Here is a 16,320-nt window from a genome sequence, read left to right as displayed (position 1 = left end):
TCCTGTCCTATGAGAAAATTAAAGCTGATTTGTTAGAAACGCACAGGGAGAGAAGCATATGTTTAAGAAAGGCATAACCCTTACCATAATCATGCTAAGCCTATTATTTTTCATTACAGCTTGTAATACCGAAAACACAGGTAATAGCGACTCTGATAATGAAGCAGCGGAAGAGACGTCTGGCTCAGAAACCGAAGAAGAGTCAAACGAACTACCGAAAGCCGAGCTAAGCAAAATGGATCAAGGAGAAGCGGTTCAAACATTACAGGAATTTTTAAATGAGATTGGCTATTCCTTAACAACGGACGGTAAATTTGATGACGCTACAACTTGGGCAGTGACCGATTTCCAATTACAGCAGGAAAATTTACAGGTCATTGGTGTGTATAATGAAGAGACGAAAGAGGCCATAAAAAAAGTACTTTCAGCTGGCGATGAAGTAGAAGTAGGTGCAGGTCTCACGCAGGAAGTTGAAGCTAGCACATCCGATGAAGAGACAAACGTACTCGCCAATCCGTATGATCAATTGGCATTAGTCAACAAGCAGAACGCCCTACCATCGGATTATGACCCTGATGACCTGGTAGTTCCGGACGTCCGTTTCCCATTTACGGAGGATTTACCAAAAAAACAAATGCGTAAAGTAGCCGCTGACGCTTTGGAAGAGTTATTCCAAGCTGCGGATGAAGCAGGACTTGATTTAGTTGCACAATCCGGTTACCGTTCTTACGGGCGGCAGGATGCCATTTTCGCATCGAATGCAAGTCAGCATGGTGAAGAAGCTGCGAATCAATTCAGTGCTCAACCCGGGGAAAGTGAGCATCAGACAGGTTTAACCATGGATGTTACGACACCTAGTATAAACAATGAGCTAACCACCGAATTTGGTGACACCGATGAAGGGAAATGGATCGAGGAACATGCAGCTAACTATGGATTTATCATCCGATATCCTGAAGGAAAAGAAGAAATTACCGAGTACCAGTACGAACCATGGCACCTGAGATATGTTGGGGAAAAGTCAGCTCAGGAAATCATGTCTGAAGAAATCACATTAGAAGAGTACTTGGGCGCAGAATAATAAAAAGCCTGCTCATTAGGAGGAGGCTTTTTTAATGCTTAAGCAATGCTCTTTTCGTAAGTATTGTTGATTTTAAATCTGAGCAGTTGATATAAAATGCGACGTAATTACTGTTTGCTATAAGTATTTGCTATAATCGTCGTTCGGGATCGCTCCGGACCGTTGCGGACCTTAGGGCACGGCTTCAGCCTCCTTGCCCCGGCAAGGGGTATGCCGACGTAGTCCGCAAAGGACGGTTTTAGTCGGCCTTCCTTAATAGTTCTGCGGGGTCTTCAGACACGTGCTATTCTGAGCAGGAGTCAACGGTCCTCCGCTCACACGAACTGATGAGGTGGTTCAATGTTTTGGATACTGACTACTAATGCAATTTAGCGGAGGAAATACATGGAGACTCCTGCGGGAGCTAAAGGCTACGGTGAGACTCCGCAGTGCGCCAGCACAAGGAGGCTCATCAGCCGCCCTAAGGTGCGCGGAATGTATTTCCGGAGCGAATCCCTGCTCTCAACCAGCAAAGAATTATCACTGTGTCGTCTTTTATATCTTTTGTACCAAAAGCAACAATCTTTTAGAAACAACCATTACCAATGTAAAATTCACTCCTGCGATTCTGCAACACGTTTTACACGATCCACAAATCGAACGACTACTTTATTGCTTATAAATTTCATCAACAGTTTCAACATCCATTTTAGTGGCTTATTGGTTGATGTATAGCGAAAATAGGTTTTATTTTCATCGATTTTCTTTAGCTCATATTCTGTTGTGATTTCAAATGTATTCGGTTCGGAAAATGTTTCTTTTAGCTGTTTATGTTCAGGGTTGTCCACATATTGCAGGGTTTCTACCTCATACTCCTGTACATTTTTGTCCCCTTGGTATTTTTGCCTATGAACACTGCCTACCCCCTTTTTTGTTTCGGTGATTGGCTTGTTTTCTATTAAACCAGGCATAATCTTTTTCATATCTTCTACCGATCCGGTAAATAATTTCCAAATTTGTTCTATAGGAGCATTTATTTCTGTGTCATGGGACCATGTTTTCATCCGTATATCCCCCTTACATGTTTCTTTTTAGTTTACCATATTTAAGGGATTAGGTATGAGGAAAAATGAAACGAAGGTTAAGAAAGAAGGAAATGGCTTATACAATTTTTGTGCCATTTGAGGAGTTTTCTTCCTGTTCAATTAGTGTATCCAGCGTACGAATGCGTTCTAAAGCCACGTGATCATCGATTACTTTGTAATGATGATTCCCACCATTTTCTTCATCCGCTTCATCAGCAAGTGCGACAATTTGTTGCAATGGCTTTAATTTCAACTCGCCTTCCGGTAAATACGAATCGGTATGCAGTAAAATCGCAACCGCAATTTCCTTTGCCTTCTGGCGGTCTTCCCCAATTCGAATCAAGAGCTTATGAGCACGACTTGCACCCTTGATCGCATGAATATCATTTTCCTTATACAGATCATAATCCCACTGTCCATCACGATACCACGTGTAATGGCCAACATCATGTAATAGGGCAGCTTTTACCGCATCATCAGTGTTTACATCAAATCGTTTAGCAAATATATACGCATATTCAGCCACTGCAATAGCATGTGCCACACCAGACCGCTTTAGGTGTTTCTGCGTAATCGGATGTGTAAAAACTTGTTCCAGTGTTACATTTCTCATACATATCATCTCCTTTCTAAAATTAATTTAAATGACTATACCATTTTCTATATCCCTTTGCAAGGTCTTTTCCTTTTTCGCCATATTTTAAAACATACCAATAAGCACATCCGCTCCATGCAGATGTGCTGTTTCTTAGAAAACTTGGTTGTCACCAAGCCTTTCGGTGACAGCCCTAGTTGCACTTATGCAGTAAGGAAATATTTTATACTTTCTTAACTGCCTAAAAAGGCTTCAATATCATCAAAACAATTATAATTAAAAAAAGGCCATTCTCAATCCGTTCATAAAAGAATAATTTCTTTGATAACGTGTAATATTCTGCTGGAATCTCTTCCCCTTTATGCTCTTTCAACAATGCCTTAATTGGTTTGGACCTGGGAGATAAAACCAGTGGTCCGAATCCTAATGCGATCAAATACAGTGTCAGGCTTATCACATACCATCCTGTTGTAAATAGATATGTATTTATAAAACCCATCCATAAACCAGTGATAAGCAACAGTGTACCGCCAACCATTGTAAAAATATGCAATCGATTTCGAATGTTGTAGGCATGTTTTAATTCGGTCATGTTTGTCGCCCTTGTTACGACATAAATCATAACAAATCCAGGACCCATACCTAAAATTGCTGAAAAAATATGAACAAATAAAAGGACTTCATAAAATGCCATGGTTTCAATCCTCCTAAAATCTTTCCTATATTAATCATACGACCTATGTATATTGGAGGATGTGATATACCACACATTTCCTAGGTTAATTCTAACAGATTAGTGACACGCATCAGGTTCCTTCAATTTCATGCACGGAAACTTCCCCCTCCATCGTACAGCGAAAATAGCGATTCTGGTTTACTTCCACCAATGCCAGTGCAGCGCGATCTTCATCAAAAATTCCACTTCCCAAATCACAATGTACAAATTGCCCATCCATATGAACCGCGGAATAAGGATTATGGCCACGATAAATACGTTTCCCATTACTCCATGACGTCAACACTTGTTGATTGATCTCTTTCAGGTCTTTTTTATTAATCCATAAAATGTCACGTGGCTGATTCTCTTTTTCAGCAGAGATATCAATACCTGCATGTGTGTAGATAGCATGCTCATCTTCAAACGTGAGTGGCAATGTTTCTACCCAAGATGCATACTGCTCAGCTACATCCCAGCCATTCTCATCGCCATAGGCCTTTTTAAAACTTCGAATCGTATCATCTCCACCAAACTCCATCCAAATTGGAGATAACTCGTGCATAAACCAAATCATCATTTCCTCATGATTTCCTGCAAGAATATGTATGGTTTCAGGATATTTCGTAGTATGTTCCTTCGCCCACTGCAATACATGCGCGCTTCTTGGCCCTCTATTAATCATGTCTCCTCCAATTACAAGATGATCTTTTGATGGATCAAATTTTACATAATCAATTAATTTCTTGAAAACACAGAAATTGCCATGAATATCACTTATAAAAAAAGTCCGCATTCTGTCAACCCCCATTATTAAAATAGTCCCTTTTCACAAAATTGTACTATTATTTTGCGAAACAGTAAATATACTATTTCATTATATGCTAGTTTACTCTATGCAATTGTGACCCTTATCACAGTGCTTATTCATACTTTATCTTCATGTCTCCTTCCTTGATCCAACCTTTCTTCCTAAACCATTCGGAAATTGCCAAGCTGATAATGGCCGGAGCAATAACATGTAAAATAAGAACACTCCAGAATATGTTCATCGAAAAGCCCATGGATTCAAATGTCATAATCTGTCCTACTAAACCACTCGTCCCCATACCTGCACCTGATGCGTTATTTGTTAACCCTAACCAGACCGTAGCAAATGGTGCCAAAACAGCCCCAGCAATAGTTGGTGGAAGTATGATGATAGGTTTTTTTAGGATATTTGCGACCTGCAGCATCGATGTTCCTATTCCTTGTGCTAAAAATCCTCCAAATCTGTTATCCCGGTAACTCGATACAGCAAATCCCATCATTTGGGCAGCGCATCCAATAGTCGCTGCACCGGCTGCAAGTCCGTCTAGTGATAACATCATAGAAATAGCCAACGCGGATATCGGTGCTGTTAATGCCAGGCCCATAAGCACGGCTACTAAAATGCCCATGATGAATGGTTGTTGTGCTGTTGACCAGTTAATCACCTCACCAAAGCCGACCATAAATGAGTTAATCGGCGGTCCAATAAACTTCCCTACTGCAAAACCTACGAATATCGTCACAAATGGGGTAACGATAATGTCTACACGTGTTTCCTTATACACTAATTTTCCAATTTCCGTCGCAAATAATGCGGTGACATAACTCCCAGCAGGCCCACCTAATTCAGCCCCAAATGCCCCTGCAAATAACGCCGAAAATAATACCAAGGGTGGCGCTTTTAACCCATAAGCTATTGCTACCCCAATAGCACCCCCCATAACAGTTGTATCCATAGCAAACTCGCCCATTTCAACAAAAAACGCTAAAAACGCCACCTGCTCCCCGATCGTTTTAATAATAAGTCCAATGATTAGAGATGAAAATAGCCCCAATGCCATATAGCTTAAAGCTGTGATCAGATACTCTCTGATCGAAAGTGTTACACCTTTTCTTTGTAAAACGTTTCTCATGACTCTCTCTCCTATTTTGTGAATATATTCACATGTTTCGTATTATCTGTGCTGAGTTACTGTTTATTATTACGTTAATTTCTTCACATTTCAAGGATTTTGTGAAATCTTCTTTATTTTATTTCAGGGACAGGTTTTGGGAGGGGTTTGTTAGGGTTCGGGGCTCACGCTGCCGGGGGCGGGTTCGCATGGCAGATTTCAGGACTCGTGTCGCCGTGCTTACTTCCGGGTGATGTTTCCGGACATTCGGGCGATGTTCAACCTCATGGGCCTCCGGTATCATTCGAGCGGATGTTTCGAGTTCGGGATTCGTTGCTCTCTCCCGATTTGGATGTGCTGTCTCCCGTTTTGGACGCCTGCTCTCCCGGTTCGAACGTGCTCTCTCCCGAATTAAATGTATCTCTCCCGTTTTCGAGTCAATCCCTCCCGATTTGAAGATTCTTTTCGTTCCAGCCCTCTTAACCGGTATCAATTTGCATTTCCATGCCCCATCAGCTACAATTCAATTAACTGATAATAATTATCAATTATGTGGATATAGATCATTTTTCAGGAGGGGGCTAAGCAGATGAATCAAACAAAACAGCGATCGGAGTTAGCTCAAATTATCCGCGAACGACGTGCGGTGAAAAAGAATTATAATGATAAAGAAGTTACCGAAGAGGCAGTTCGGGAGCTATTGGATGATGCAATTTGGGCGCCAACACATGGAATGCGCCAACCCTGGCGATTTATTTTTGTCGGACCGGGTCAATCCGCAAACTTTGCGAAAAAAGTTGCTGCAACATACCCTGAAGAAAGACAGCAAGACCGTGAAGACTACCTGAATGAACCAAATGCCATTCTAGTGGTCGTCATGGAAGAGCCTGAAAAACAAAAAACATGGGATGAAAACTTTGGAGCAACGGCGGCCATGATCCAGAACTTTTGGCTGCTAGCATGGGAAAAACAGCTCGGAGTCGTTTGGAAAACAAACCCGCATATTTATGATCCAAATGTAAAGGAAATATTAAACGTCGCTCATAACGAAAAAATCGTTGGTTTCGTCCATCTCGGCTATTTTGACAAAAAGCCATTAAAAAAATCCAGAGCAGAAGTTGCAGATAAATTTACCCGTTATGAAGGGTAAAAAAAGAACACCGAATGTGACCTATTCTCACATTCGGTGTTCTTTTTAATCAGCCCAGACCGTGCTCTTTAGCTTACTGTCATTTTGCTGACGTTCAATTGCCAGCTCGATTAATTCACTAATTAATTCCGAGTATGGAATACCGCTTATTTCCCATAATTTTGGATACATGCTGATTTTCGTGAATCCTGGGAGTGTGTTTACTTCATTCACGTAGATCTCTCTATCATCTGTCAAGAAAAAGTCGACCCGGGCCAAGCCCTCACATTGGAGGGTTTCGAATGCACGAACGGCAACTTCTTGCATCCGCTTCGTTACTTCGTTTGATACATCTGCCGGGATCGCTAGGTCAGCACCCTTTTCATCAATATATTTAGACTCATATGAGTAGAATTCAGTTTGTGGAAGTATTTCTCCTAGACTCGATGCCTTTGGATCAGTATTTCCTAATACGGAGCATTCAATTTCACGGCCCACAAGACTCTCCTCAACTATAACTTTATGGTCATAATGAAAAGCGGACGCGATACCTTCCTCAAATTCTTCTTTTGTAAATACCTTGCTTACTCCGACTGATGAGCCTTGATTTGCAGGTTTAATAAACATCGGTGTACCTAAGTAAGCTGCTGCTTCCTCATAGTTTATAAGATTCCTTTTTGCCCTTGTATACGCAAACCCTTTTGCTACATTTATGCCGGCTTCTTTTAACAGCCGTTTTGCAATATCTTTATCCATGCTGATGGATGAACCTAGAACACTCGCGCCTACAAAGGGAATATTCGCTATGCGGAGCATTCCCTGCAAACTTCCGTCTTCTCCCAATGTTCCATGGACAATCGGAAATACGACGTCCAGTTGATCCAGCCTCAGCGCCTCGGCGGCATGAATTAATTGATTAGCAGATTCCCCAGGGACGAGCGCGATCGTATCATTCGATTTATTTAACTGAATAAGCTTCGGGTCTTCAGCATTTAGTAAATAGGAAGATTGGTCATTCAAATGCCATTTTCCTTCTTTATCAATTCCAATTAATACAATTTCATATTTATCCTTATCAATTGCTTCCACAATATTTTTAGCAGACTGCAGCGAAACTTCATGCTCAGCTGACTTTCCACCGAATATAATCCCAACTTTTGTCTTACCCATACCACAGACATCCTTCCTAAAAAAGCTATATACTTAAAATAGCATAAATCAGCTTGTATGTAGAAATGAAATCCAAAAAATAACCACAATTTTTTTCGAAAAAGCACTTGACTTTTCATCCAATCTCCCCTATCATTATTTTTAATAACTTAAACGAACGACAGCGTTGAAGAAGATAGTAATCTATGTGAACACATTAGAGAGCTGGTGGTTGGTGTGAACCAGTGTGATTTGGGTAGATGAATGGGCTTCTGAGCTTCCAAACCGAACCGTAATTGCAGTAGGCTTTGGCGATCAAGTCTCATCGTTATAAGAGACGAATATGAAGCAAATTTGCTTGATATTGCTAAAGTGAGCTGTTTTTCAGCTAATAAAGGTGGTACCACGGTCCCCCGTCCTTTTTTGGATGAGGGGCCTTTTTGTATTCATGGAAAAATTTTATACAAATAAATCGTTGAATAAGAGTAGTAAGCATACATTTACGTGTTACAGAGAGCTGGTGCAGGTGGGATTCCAGTACGCGAATGATGCTGAATGGACTTATGAGAGATTTCCTGAACCGTTTACGTAGGGAAACACGGAGCTCCGCCGTTATACGGATAGGGTATCGGACTTTAGAAAAATACTACCAGCGTTTGAATCGTCCCGTATCCGAACAAGATGAAAAGCATTTCTTTTCAACAGAGGTGGCACCGCGGTCACAATCGTCCTCTATAAACACATGACGTCATGTGTTTATAGAGGACTTTTTTATTCCACGAAAGAAAGGGATGGAATTGATGAAAGCTACTAATCCAAAGACAGTTCCCTATAAGTTTATTAAACAAAATGCTGACACGTTAACACCGATAGGGATTTTCAAAAAGTTATCCGGAGAGAAGAAGTTTCTATTAGAAAGCTCCTTCCAACATGAGAAAAAAGGCAAGTATTCCTTTATAGGGTCAGACCCTTACCAGGAAATCATCGGTCTAGGAGACATGACAACAGATATCAAACATGAAAAAGGCACAACTGAAACCATGAATCAAAATGCTTTATTGTATATCCAAGAACAACTACCCAAAATCGACATAGACCTCCCCCTCCCTTTTTATGGTGGAGCTATCGGATATATCGGTTATGACGCGATCAGGCAATTTGAAAATATCGGTGAGGACTTACCAGATGAACTAAATATGCCTGACATTCATTTGATGGTTTATAAAAATGTCATTGTGTTTGATCACACGAAGGAAATCGTTTATTTAATTGCCATGAATCCCGACCACAGGCCAGAAGCTGAACTTGATAATCGGCTGCAAGATCTGCAACATACGCTCACCGCATATGCAGATACAATAGAAGATGAAATCAGCAATGTACAGTTTCAGCCCGAAATAACGGAAAAACAATTTAAGGAAAAAGTAGAAATTGCTAAAAAGCATATTCATGAAGGTGATATTTTTCAAGTCGTTTTATCACAGCGGATGAAGGCAGCTATTGACGGAGATCCCTTTTCTTTTTACCGGAAGCTTAGAAAAGCTAATCCTTCTCCTTATATGTTTTACATCGATTTTGAGGATTATCTCGTATTGGGAGCCTCGCCGGAGAGTCTCATTCAAACAACAGGGAATGAAGTGGTGACAAATCCAATTGCCGGGACCAGACCTCGCGGGAAAACAGCTGCTGAAGACGAGGCACTGATGGAGGCCCTCCTCTCAGATGAAAAAGAAATAGCGGAGCACCGAATGTTGGTAGACTTAAGCAGAAATGATCTGGGGCGGGTTTGTGAAATTGGCAGCATCGAGCTTCCAACTTATATGAAAATAGAAAAATATCAACATGTTATGCACATTGTTTCAGAAGTACACGGAAAATTAAAGAACGATTTCACAGGTGTAAATGCCCTGATTGCCTGCTTGCCGGCAGGAACTGTCTCAGGCGCACCGAAAATACGGGCGATGCAGATTATTAATGAACTGGAGGAAAAGAAACGCGGTGCTTACGCTGGCGGAATTGGTTATATCAACTTTAATCAGGATGTCAATATAGCCCTGGCGATCCGCTCACTTGTTATTAAAGACACCCGAGCATATTTACAAACTGGTGCCGGCGTCGTTTATGACTCGGTACCTGAGAAGGAATTTGCAGAGACATTACAGAAAGCAAAATCGCTTATGGAGGTGAACCATATTGATCTTGTTAATGGATAATTACGACTCGTTCACTTATAACATTTACCAGTATTTTTCAGAGGAAAGTAAAGAAGTCAGTGTTATCCGAAACGATCAAATAACGTTAACAGAAATTGAGGAGCTTGATCCAGAAGCGATTGTCATTTCCCCTGGACCAGGGTTACCTGATCAGACAGGAATTTGCGTAGATATGGTCAAAGCCTTTTACAAAAAAATCCCAATCCTCGGAATATGTTTAGGACAGCAGATTATTGCTCAATCCTTAGGCGGGAGATTATCGAAAGCGAAACAAATCAAACATGGGAAAACATCGTTGATTACACATGAGGATTCCGGACTATTTCAAAACCTGCCGCATCCACTGGAGGTCATGCGTTACCATTCCTTTGTTGTTGATCGGGGGACCCTCCCCTCCCGTTTGGAGGTTACTGCCACATCACTTGAAGATAATGAAATTATGGCGTTGCAGCATCACGATTACCCTGTATACGGTGTGCAGTTTCATCCAGAATCCATTGGCACGGGTACAGGAAAGCATATGATTCGAAATTTCTTACATGAAATCAGAAAGGAGATCGAAATAAAATGAAACATTATCTTGAAAAACTGATCAATCAGGAAAATCTAACGATAGAGGAAATGAAGGATGCAACCAATTATTGTTTCACAGATACAGTCACCGATTCTGAAATTGCTTCCTTTTTAACTGCCTTACAAATAAAAGGAGAAACGGCGGATGAAGTTGCTGGAATTGTGGATGTTATTCGTTCCAATTCTTCTTTTAACGCGACGCATATACCAAACGCGATGGATAACTGTGGCACTGGCGGCGATAAGTCCTACAGTTTCAATATCAGTACAACATCCGCATTTGTCATAGCCGGTGCTGGTATACCAGTAGCAAAACACGGCAATCGCAGTATCTCCAGTAAAACCGGAAGTGCAGATGTGCTGGAACATTTGGGTGTTTCCTTGTCCTTTGCAAATGATCATGTGGAAGAAATGCTGCATGAAAATAAGATAGCATTTTTATTTGCTCCACATGTTCATGAGGCACTGAAGCCTTTTTCAAAGGTTCGCAGGGATCTTGGTCTTCCAACTATTTTTAATGCAATCGGCCCCCTAACGAATCCGGTGTTTTTGGATTCCCAGTTACTAGGTGTTTATCACCCGGATATGGTACAGATGCTGGCCAAAAGCTTGCATAAATTAGGCAGACGCCGGGCTGTTGTTGTTAATGGTGCAGGATCGATGGATGAGGCATCACTTGCAGGCGAAAATAAACTTGCACTTCTTGATCAGGGAGAAATAACAACCTTCACACTAAGCCCGGAAGAAGTTGATTTGCCAACATATCCAAATGATCAAATCCGTGGTGGGGATGCGAAAGATAATGCAACCATTTTACGAAACGTATTAAACGGTGAAAAAGGGGCTTATTATGATACGGTTCTTTTAAATGCAGGTTTGGGACTATATGCCAATGGAGGCGCAGAAACGATTAAAGCAGGAATAGACCGGGCAAAAGAAAGTGTTGATTCAGGAGCTGCCATGGAAAGGCTCCAACATCTAATCGAATATAGTAGAAAAATTCCAAGCGAGGTGTTATAAGTGACTATTTTAGATAAAATTTTAACAGAAAAGAAAAAAGAAGTCTCCATGCTTGTTGATCAAACGTTTGATCAATTTCAAAAACAAGAGATAATAACATTCAAAGAAAAAGTAGCCGCATCAGACACGATGAACGTGATCTCAGAAATAAAACGTTCCTCCCCTTCTAAAGGAGAGATTGATATGGCTGTCAACCCAGTAGGGCAAGCAAAAAAATACGAAGCATCAGGTGCAGCAGCTATTTCTATATTGACGGATAAAACCTTTTTCAATGGTTCAATGGAAGACTTACGCGCGATTCGGGAAGCAGTAGATTTACCGATATTATGTAAGGATTTCATGATTGACCCGGTCCAAATTGATCAAGCCAAAGCTGCTGGTGCAAATATTATTTTATTAATTGTTGCAGCTTTGGCTGACGAGGATTTTAAAAAGCTTTACCATTATGCACGGGAATTGGATTTAGAGGTGCTTTGTGAAGTGCATAATGAAGAAGAAATGGAACGGGCACTTGAGCTGGATCCGGAGATTATCGGAATAAATAATCGTGATTTAAAAACATTTGATGTTGATCTAATGACAACTAATAATTTAGCATCCATGGTGACAAATCCGAATACAATCCTTGTCAGTGAAAGTGGTATTAAAACACAACAAGACGTGATACGCGTCAAAGAAGCTGGTGCTGAGGCTATTTTGGTTGGTGAGACATTAATGCGCTCGGGTAATTTATTAGAAACTTTTCAGGAGCTGCAGATACCAATCCAAGAAGAAAGGGCGAGATAACAATGCTGGTTAAAATTTGCGGGATTAAAACTAGTGATGCAGCCCACGCCGCAGCAGATGCCGGCGCTGATTTGATAGGATTTGTTTTTGCTCCAAGCAAACGACAAATTACACCGGAGGATGCTGCTGCAATCGCTGATACGCTCCCCCTTCAATTCAGAAGGTCGGCGTCTTTGTCAATGAAACGGTAGATAACATGGCGAAAATTGCAGCACTTGTTGGGTTAGATTTCATTCAGCTTCACGGAGATGAGCCATCTACGGCTGCTGAGCAACTTCCATGTAAAATAATTAAAGCATTTCCAGCAGAACCTGATAACTTTTCCCAATTCGTCACGTTTCCTTGTGACTATTATCTAATCGATAGTCCTTTCGGGAAAAACCGCGGTGGGAACGGTACTGCTTTTGATTGGAATATAATGCACAATCTACCCGTAGATCGGAAAAAAGTTATTTTAGCCGGCGGACTCACACCGGACAATATTCAAGAAGCAATCCAGTTCGTTAATCCGACTGGTGTTGATGTTTCTAGCGGTGTTGAAAGGAATGGCGAAAAGGACACAGAGAAAATCAAGCAATTTATTGAATATGCAAAAGACGCGCGAAAGGATGAGACAATTGACAACATACACAATGCCTAATGGACATGGGAAATATGGTGATTTTGGCGGACGATTTGTTCCGGAACTCTTAATGCCAGCAGTAATCGAGTTGGAAAAAGCATATAAAGAAGCAATGAATGATCCTGATTTCATAAATGAACTCAACTACTACTTAAAACAATATGTAGGCAGAGAAACTCCACTTTACTACGCGGAAAAACTATCAAAAAAACTGGGTGGGCCTGAAATTTATTTAAAACGTGAGGACCTGAACCATACAGGAGCACATAAAATTAATAACACAATCGGCCAAGCCCTTTTAACCAAGCGAATGGGTAAGAGAAAAGTGGTCGCTGAAACAGGCGCAGGTCAGCACGGGGTAGCAACCGCAACCGTATGCGCCCTCCTAGATCTCGAATGTGTTGTATTTATGGGTGAAGAAGATATTCACCGCCAGAAACTGAATGTTTTTCGAATGGAATTATTAGGTGCAGAGGTTAAAAGCGTCTCTCACGGAAGTGGAACGTTAAAAGATGCAGTCAACGAAGCCCTGCGCTATTGGGTCAGTAATGTGAATGACACCCACTATATTATTGGTTCCGTTGTCGGGCCACATCCTTTTCCAAAAATCGTTCGTGACTTTCAATCTGTGATCGGTGAGGAAACGAGAAAGCAAGCACTTGAGGCTACAGAAAACTCACCTGATGCGGTTGTTGCTTGTGTTGGCGGCGGCAGTAATGCAATAGGGATGTTTTATCCATTTATCGAGGATCAGAATGTAAAATTATTTGGCGTGGAAGCTGGAGGTGCCGGTCTGGAAACTGGTAATCATGCCGCTACATTATCAAATGGAAATACAGGCATCTTGCATGGCACATTGAGTCATTTACTACAGGATAGCGACGGGCAAATCAAAGAGGCTTTCTCCATCTCCGCTGGCCTGGATTACCCGGGGGTTGGCCCTGAACATAGCCATTTGCATAAAACAGAGCGTGTTCAATACGTATCCATTACAGATGAAGAAGCGCTTGATGCTTTTCAGTATTTATCGAAAACAGAAGGCATTATCCCTGCACTGGAAAGCGCGCATGCTGTGTCTTATGCCATGAAGCTCGCTAAAGAAATGGATAAAGATCAAACACTGGTCATTTGTCTATCCGGTCGCGGTGATAAGGATGTTGAACAGGTAAAAGACAGATTGGAGGAAAAGTAAGATGGGGAAATCGAAAATAGATCAGGCCTTACAAGAAAAACAAGCTGCTAATGAAAATATATTTGTCCCTTACATTATGGCTGGTGACGGTGGACTGGATATTTTAGAAGAACGGATTACATTTTTACAGGAATGCGGTGCGGCAGCCATTGAACTCGGCATCCCATTTTCTGATCCGGTTGCAGACGGGCCGACCATTCAGGATGCAGGTATTCGTGCATTGGACAACGGCACAACACTCACTTCCATACTGAAGAAATTACAAGATTTTAAGGAAAAACGTTCGGTTCCAATTATTTTAATGACATATGTGAATCCGATATTTACGTATGGCCGGGAAAAATTTGCTGCTGACTGTATGGATTCCGGCGTTGACGGTGTTATCATCCCAGACTTACCGATGGAAGAGGAAGCGATTTTAACGGAAGTCTTACAGGAAAACGCGATTGCTTTTATCCGGCTTGCAGCGATGACAAGTCCGAAAGAGCGTTTAGTCGAACTGGCAAAACGGTCTGAAGGGTTTTTATACGCTGTTTCTGTCACAGGGACTACCGGGGCACGCACAGAACATGACGCTGAGGTCAAAGACTACTTGCAGATGCTTAAAGGGAATAGCTCTGTACCAGTACTGGCAGGGTTCGGCGTTTCCAACACAGAACAAGCACAGAACCTGAGCTCCTATTGTGATGGCGTGATTGTGGGGAGCAGGATTGTTAGCTTGTTGCATGACGGGGAAGCGGATGAAGTTAAAAAGTTGATTCATGGTAGTTTGTAAAACAAGAAGTTACAAAAGTTGATTTGAAACAAATAAAATGCGCCAATCACTTATTGGTTTATGATATGTGATTGGCGCATTTTATGAATGACCCTACGTGAAAATAATTGTAGAATTCTCACGTTATTTCCCGGGAAATGACGAATAATAATTCTGCTTTCATATTGATTATTTCCCACGCCTTCTTTTCGCTTCATCATATTCCTCTTGCGTTATTTCACCGTTTTCCAACCGTTTCTCCATCACTTCAAGTGAATCATCTGGAGGTGTTTTGCCTTTATTCACCCTGAAACGACTAAGGATAACGATAATAACGATTAAAACGATAATCGACAAAATGATACGTATAATAGATTCTGTTGCCATTTTTATCACCTCTATATAATACAATTACCATTTCAACGCATTTTTAAGCATATTTCCATTTTTCAATGAAAAATCCCCTTCAAAATGAATGTTCATACATTTGTCTTAACTTCTCCACAGAAAATGCATATTTATTATCTATAATCAATATTGTAAATGTATTTAAATTCTATATTTTGGGGGTATGTTTATGAAAAAATTACTTACAACATTATTTTTAGTTCTAATTCTCGTACTTGCGGCATGCGGTGGGGATGGCAGCAGTGAGCCTGCCAACGGTGACAGGATCATCAGGTGAATCAGCTGCCAATGAAGTAAACATTACTGCAACGAACTTTGACCTGGGCGAAGGATACACAGTACCAGCTGGTGCAGAAGTTACATTGACACTCACCAATGAAGAAGGAATGCACGGAATTTCCATTGATGAATTCGATATGCATCTTGAGGGTGAAGGTGAAACAACATTCATACCCGAAGAACCCGGAGAATACACAATCTATTGTAACATCCCATGTGGCGAAGGCCATGATGACATGACAACGACCCTAGTCGTAGAATAATAGCATAGTTAAAAGAGCTGTTCATAGGGAATAGCTCTTTTTTGTTTGTGGAGAAAAGTTCTACACGTTTAACGGCTTCTTCATAGAATTAAGGATTTTTTAATCCATTTATACCCGACGCCCCAAACTGTTTTTAGATGTTGGTCAATTGGAAAGCCGGTATTCCTTCCTCCTAGAGCTTGTTTGTATGTATAATCATAAAGCTTTAAATACAACGCTAGTAAATCCAGCATCCGCTGTTCATCATCTGCTAAAAGGACTTTATTCAATAGGCCCACCTCTTACTAACTTCATACTTGCACTACCTACTATCATTATAGCCCAGAAAATTGGCAAATTTGAGCAACAACATCCCATTCGACAAATTCCGGGGCGTGACAGGCACCAGCACTGTATGTTAAAATAAACACAGAAAATTTCATAATAACATGGGCACTAGGGGAGCTAAACATGGCTGAGAAGAACTGTATGGTTCTGACCCTTTATACTCGAACTGGGTAATACCAGCGTGGGGAAGTGCAGTCGACGTGAGTATTTCATTTTTTAATAATAAAT

General features: G+C 41.1%; 18 protein-coding genes, 1 riboswitch and 2 other annotated features. Of the genes, 10 read left to right on the top strand and 8 right to left on the bottom strand.

Annotated elements, in window-relative coordinates; all coding sequences use genetic code 11:
* Positions 1 to 58: 58 nt before the first annotated feature.
* Complete coding sequence (locus tag KFZ58_RS02815; RefSeq protein WP_235793346.1) at positions 59 to 1,081, top strand: D-alanyl-D-alanine carboxypeptidase family protein; 1,023 nt, start codon at positions 59 to 61, stop codon at positions 1,079 to 1,081.
* Between the two features lie 593 nt (positions 1,082 to 1,674).
* Here the strand turns inward: KFZ58_RS02815 and KFZ58_RS02810 are convergent.
* The 5 genes from KFZ58_RS02810 to KFZ58_RS02790 form a co-directional block, all read right to left on the bottom strand.
* Entirely contained in the window at positions 1,675 to 2,124 is a 450-nt protein-coding gene (locus KFZ58_RS02810) for an SRPBCC family protein (protein WP_235793345.1), read from the bottom strand.
* A gap of 97 nt (positions 2,125 to 2,221) precedes the next feature.
* Positions 2,222 to 2,758 (bottom strand): HD domain-containing protein, encoded by a 537-nt coding sequence (locus tag KFZ58_RS02805; RefSeq protein WP_235793344.1) that lies wholly within the window; start codon positions 2,756 to 2,758, stop codon positions 2,222 to 2,224.
* 223 nt (positions 2,759 to 2,981) lie between these two features.
* The gene (locus tag KFZ58_RS02800) at positions 2,982 to 3,434 is read right to left on the bottom strand and encodes a DUF2269 family protein (protein WP_235793343.1); all 453 of its coding nucleotides are present in this window, start codon (positions 3,432 to 3,434) and stop codon (positions 2,982 to 2,984) included.
* A 112-nt stretch (positions 3,435 to 3,546) separates the two neighbouring features.
* Complete coding sequence (locus KFZ58_RS02795) at positions 3,547 to 4,251, bottom strand: metallophosphoesterase (protein WP_235793342.1); 705 nt, start codon at positions 4,249 to 4,251, stop codon at positions 3,547 to 3,549.
* Between the two features lie 127 nt (positions 4,252 to 4,378).
* Positions 4,379 to 5,398, bottom strand: coding sequence for a PTS sugar transporter subunit IIC (locus tag KFZ58_RS02790; RefSeq protein ID WP_235793341.1), 1,020 nt, complete (start codon positions 5,396 to 5,398; stop codon positions 4,379 to 4,381).
* Between the two features lie 568 nt (positions 5,399 to 5,966).
* On the opposite strand from KFZ58_RS02790, the gene KFZ58_RS02785 reads away from it, so the two are divergent.
* Positions 5,967 to 6,527, top strand: coding sequence for a nitroreductase family protein (locus KFZ58_RS02785; protein ID WP_235793340.1), 561 nt, complete (start codon positions 5,967 to 5,969; stop codon positions 6,525 to 6,527).
* Between the two features lie 45 nt (positions 6,528 to 6,572).
* On the opposite strand, the gene ddlA is transcribed toward KFZ58_RS02785, so the two are convergent.
* On the bottom strand, positions 6,573 to 7,676 hold the full coding sequence (gene ddlA, locus KFZ58_RS02780) for a D-alanine--D-alanine ligase (protein ID WP_235793339.1): 1,104 nt from the start codon (positions 7,674 to 7,676) through the stop codon (positions 6,573 to 6,575).
* Between the two features lie 157 nt (positions 7,677 to 7,833).
* Positions 7,834 to 8,079, top strand: a binding site (T-box leader).
* Positions 8,080 to 8,121: 42 nt separating this feature from the next.
* Positions 8,122 to 8,391 (top strand) — a binding site (T-box leader).
* Between the two features lie 64 nt (positions 8,392 to 8,455).
* Between ddlA and trpE the strand changes: the two genes are divergently transcribed.
* The 7 genes from trpE to trpA all read left to right on the top strand — a co-directional run bounded on the left by trpE (position 8,456) and on the right by trpA (position 14,836).
* Positions 8,456 to 9,868, top strand: coding sequence for an anthranilate synthase component I (trpE, locus tag KFZ58_RS02775; RefSeq protein ID WP_235793338.1), 1,413 nt, complete (start codon positions 8,456 to 8,458; stop codon positions 9,866 to 9,868).
* On the top strand, positions 9,849 to 10,439 hold the full coding sequence (locus KFZ58_RS02770; protein ID WP_235793337.1) for an anthranilate synthase component II: 591 nt from the start codon (positions 9,849 to 9,851) through the stop codon (positions 10,437 to 10,439). The genes trpE and KFZ58_RS02770 overlap by 20 nt, the downstream gene beginning before the upstream one ends.
* Positions 10,436 to 11,461, top strand: a complete 1,026-nt coding sequence (trpD, locus tag KFZ58_RS02765; protein ID WP_235793336.1) for an anthranilate phosphoribosyltransferase — start codon at positions 10,436 to 10,438, stop codon at positions 11,459 to 11,461. The genes KFZ58_RS02770 and trpD overlap by 4 nt, the downstream gene beginning before the upstream one ends.
* A complete protein-coding gene (trpC, locus tag KFZ58_RS02760) occupies positions 11,462 to 12,247 on the top strand; it encodes an indole-3-glycerol phosphate synthase TrpC (protein ID WP_235793335.1) in 786 nt (261 codons plus the stop codon).
* Positions 12,248 to 12,443: 196 nt separating this feature from the next.
* On the top strand, positions 12,444 to 12,887 hold the full coding sequence (locus KFZ58_RS02755; protein ID WP_370642407.1) for a phosphoribosylanthranilate isomerase: 444 nt from the start codon (positions 12,444 to 12,446) through the stop codon (positions 12,885 to 12,887).
* A complete protein-coding gene (gene trpB, locus KFZ58_RS02750; RefSeq protein WP_235793334.1) occupies positions 12,865 to 14,061 on the top strand; it encodes a tryptophan synthase subunit beta in 1,197 nt (398 codons plus the stop codon). Before KFZ58_RS02755 ends, trpB begins: the two co-directional genes overlap by 23 nt.
* Position 14,062: 1 nt before the next feature.
* The gene (gene trpA, locus KFZ58_RS02745) at positions 14,063 to 14,836 is read left to right on the top strand and encodes a tryptophan synthase subunit alpha (protein WP_235793333.1); all 774 of its coding nucleotides are present in this window, start codon (positions 14,063 to 14,065) and stop codon (positions 14,834 to 14,836) included.
* A 168-nt stretch (positions 14,837 to 15,004) separates the two neighbouring features.
* Here trpA and KFZ58_RS02740 read toward each other — a convergent pair whose 3' ends face one another.
* The gene (locus tag KFZ58_RS02740) at positions 15,005 to 15,202 is read right to left on the bottom strand and encodes an SHOCT domain-containing protein (protein ID WP_235793332.1); all 198 of its coding nucleotides are present in this window, start codon (positions 15,200 to 15,202) and stop codon (positions 15,005 to 15,007) included.
* 263 nt (positions 15,203 to 15,465) lie between these two features.
* Here KFZ58_RS02740 and KFZ58_RS02735 point away from each other — a divergent pair, with 263 nt between their 5' ends.
* Positions 15,466 to 15,765: a cupredoxin domain-containing protein gene (locus tag KFZ58_RS02735; protein ID WP_235793331.1), complete on the top strand. Its 300-nt coding sequence runs from the start codon at positions 15,466 to 15,468 to the stop codon at positions 15,763 to 15,765.
* Positions 15,766 to 15,845: 80 nt separating this feature from the next.
* On the opposite strand, the gene KFZ58_RS02730 is transcribed toward KFZ58_RS02735, so the two are convergent.
* Positions 15,846 to 16,034 carry a hypothetical protein gene (locus KFZ58_RS02730; protein ID WP_235793330.1) on the bottom strand — a complete coding sequence of 63 codons (189 nt, stop codon included), beginning with the start codon at positions 16,032 to 16,034 and terminating at the stop codon, positions 15,846 to 15,848.
* Between the two features lie 158 nt (positions 16,035 to 16,192).
* A riboswitch (TPP riboswitch) is annotated at positions 16,193 to 16,297 on the top strand.
* Positions 16,298 to 16,320 lie beyond the last annotated feature (23 nt).

This window comes from Virgibacillus sp. NKC19-16 (assembly GCF_021560035.1).
GTDB classification, from domain to species: domain Bacteria; phylum Bacillota; class Bacilli; order Bacillales; family Amphibacillaceae; genus Virgibacillus_L; species Virgibacillus_L salidurans.
This window is presented reverse-complemented; position numbering and strand designations above follow the sequence as displayed.

Excerpts from the sequence above, each read along its gene's own strand:
- KFZ58_RS02815 (WP_235793346.1), top strand. The coding sequence starts at position 59 with ATGTTTAAGAAAGGCATAACCCTTACCATAATCATGCTAAGCCTATTA.
- KFZ58_RS02810 (WP_235793345.1), bottom strand. The coding sequence starts at position 2,124 with ATGAAAACATGGTCCCATGACACAGAAATAAATGCTCCTATAGAACAA.
- KFZ58_RS02805 (WP_235793344.1), bottom strand. The coding sequence starts at position 2,758 with ATGAGAAATGTAACACTGGAACAAGTTTTTACACATCCGATTACGCAG.
- KFZ58_RS02800 (WP_235793343.1), bottom strand. The coding sequence starts at position 3,434 with ATGGCATTTTATGAAGTCCTTTTATTTGTTCATATTTTTTCAGCAATT.
- KFZ58_RS02795 (WP_235793342.1), bottom strand. The coding sequence starts at position 4,251 with ATGCGGACTTTTTTTATAAGTGATATTCATGGCAATTTCTGTGTTTTC.
- KFZ58_RS02790 (WP_235793341.1), bottom strand. The coding sequence starts at position 5,398 with ATGAGAAACGTTTTACAAAGAAAAGGTGTAACACTTTCGATCAGAGAG.
- KFZ58_RS02785 (WP_235793340.1), top strand. The coding sequence starts at position 5,967 with ATGAATCAAACAAAACAGCGATCGGAGTTAGCTCAAATTATCCGCGAA.
- ddlA (WP_235793339.1), bottom strand. The coding sequence starts at position 7,676 with ATGGGTAAGACAAAAGTTGGGATTATATTCGGTGGAAAGTCAGCTGAG.
- trpE (WP_235793338.1), top strand. The coding sequence starts at position 8,456 with ATGAAAGCTACTAATCCAAAGACAGTTCCCTATAAGTTTATTAAACAA.
- trpD (WP_235793336.1), top strand. The coding sequence starts at position 10,436 with ATGAAACATTATCTTGAAAAACTGATCAATCAGGAAAATCTAACGATA.
- KFZ58_RS02755 (WP_370642407.1), top strand. The coding sequence starts at position 12,444 with ATGGCGAAAATTGCAGCACTTGTTGGGTTAGATTTCATTCAGCTTCAC.
- trpA (WP_235793333.1), top strand. The coding sequence starts at position 14,063 with ATGGGGAAATCGAAAATAGATCAGGCCTTACAAGAAAAACAAGCTGCT.
- KFZ58_RS02740 (WP_235793332.1), bottom strand. The coding sequence starts at position 15,202 with ATGGCAACAGAATCTATTATACGTATCATTTTGTCGATTATCGTTTTA.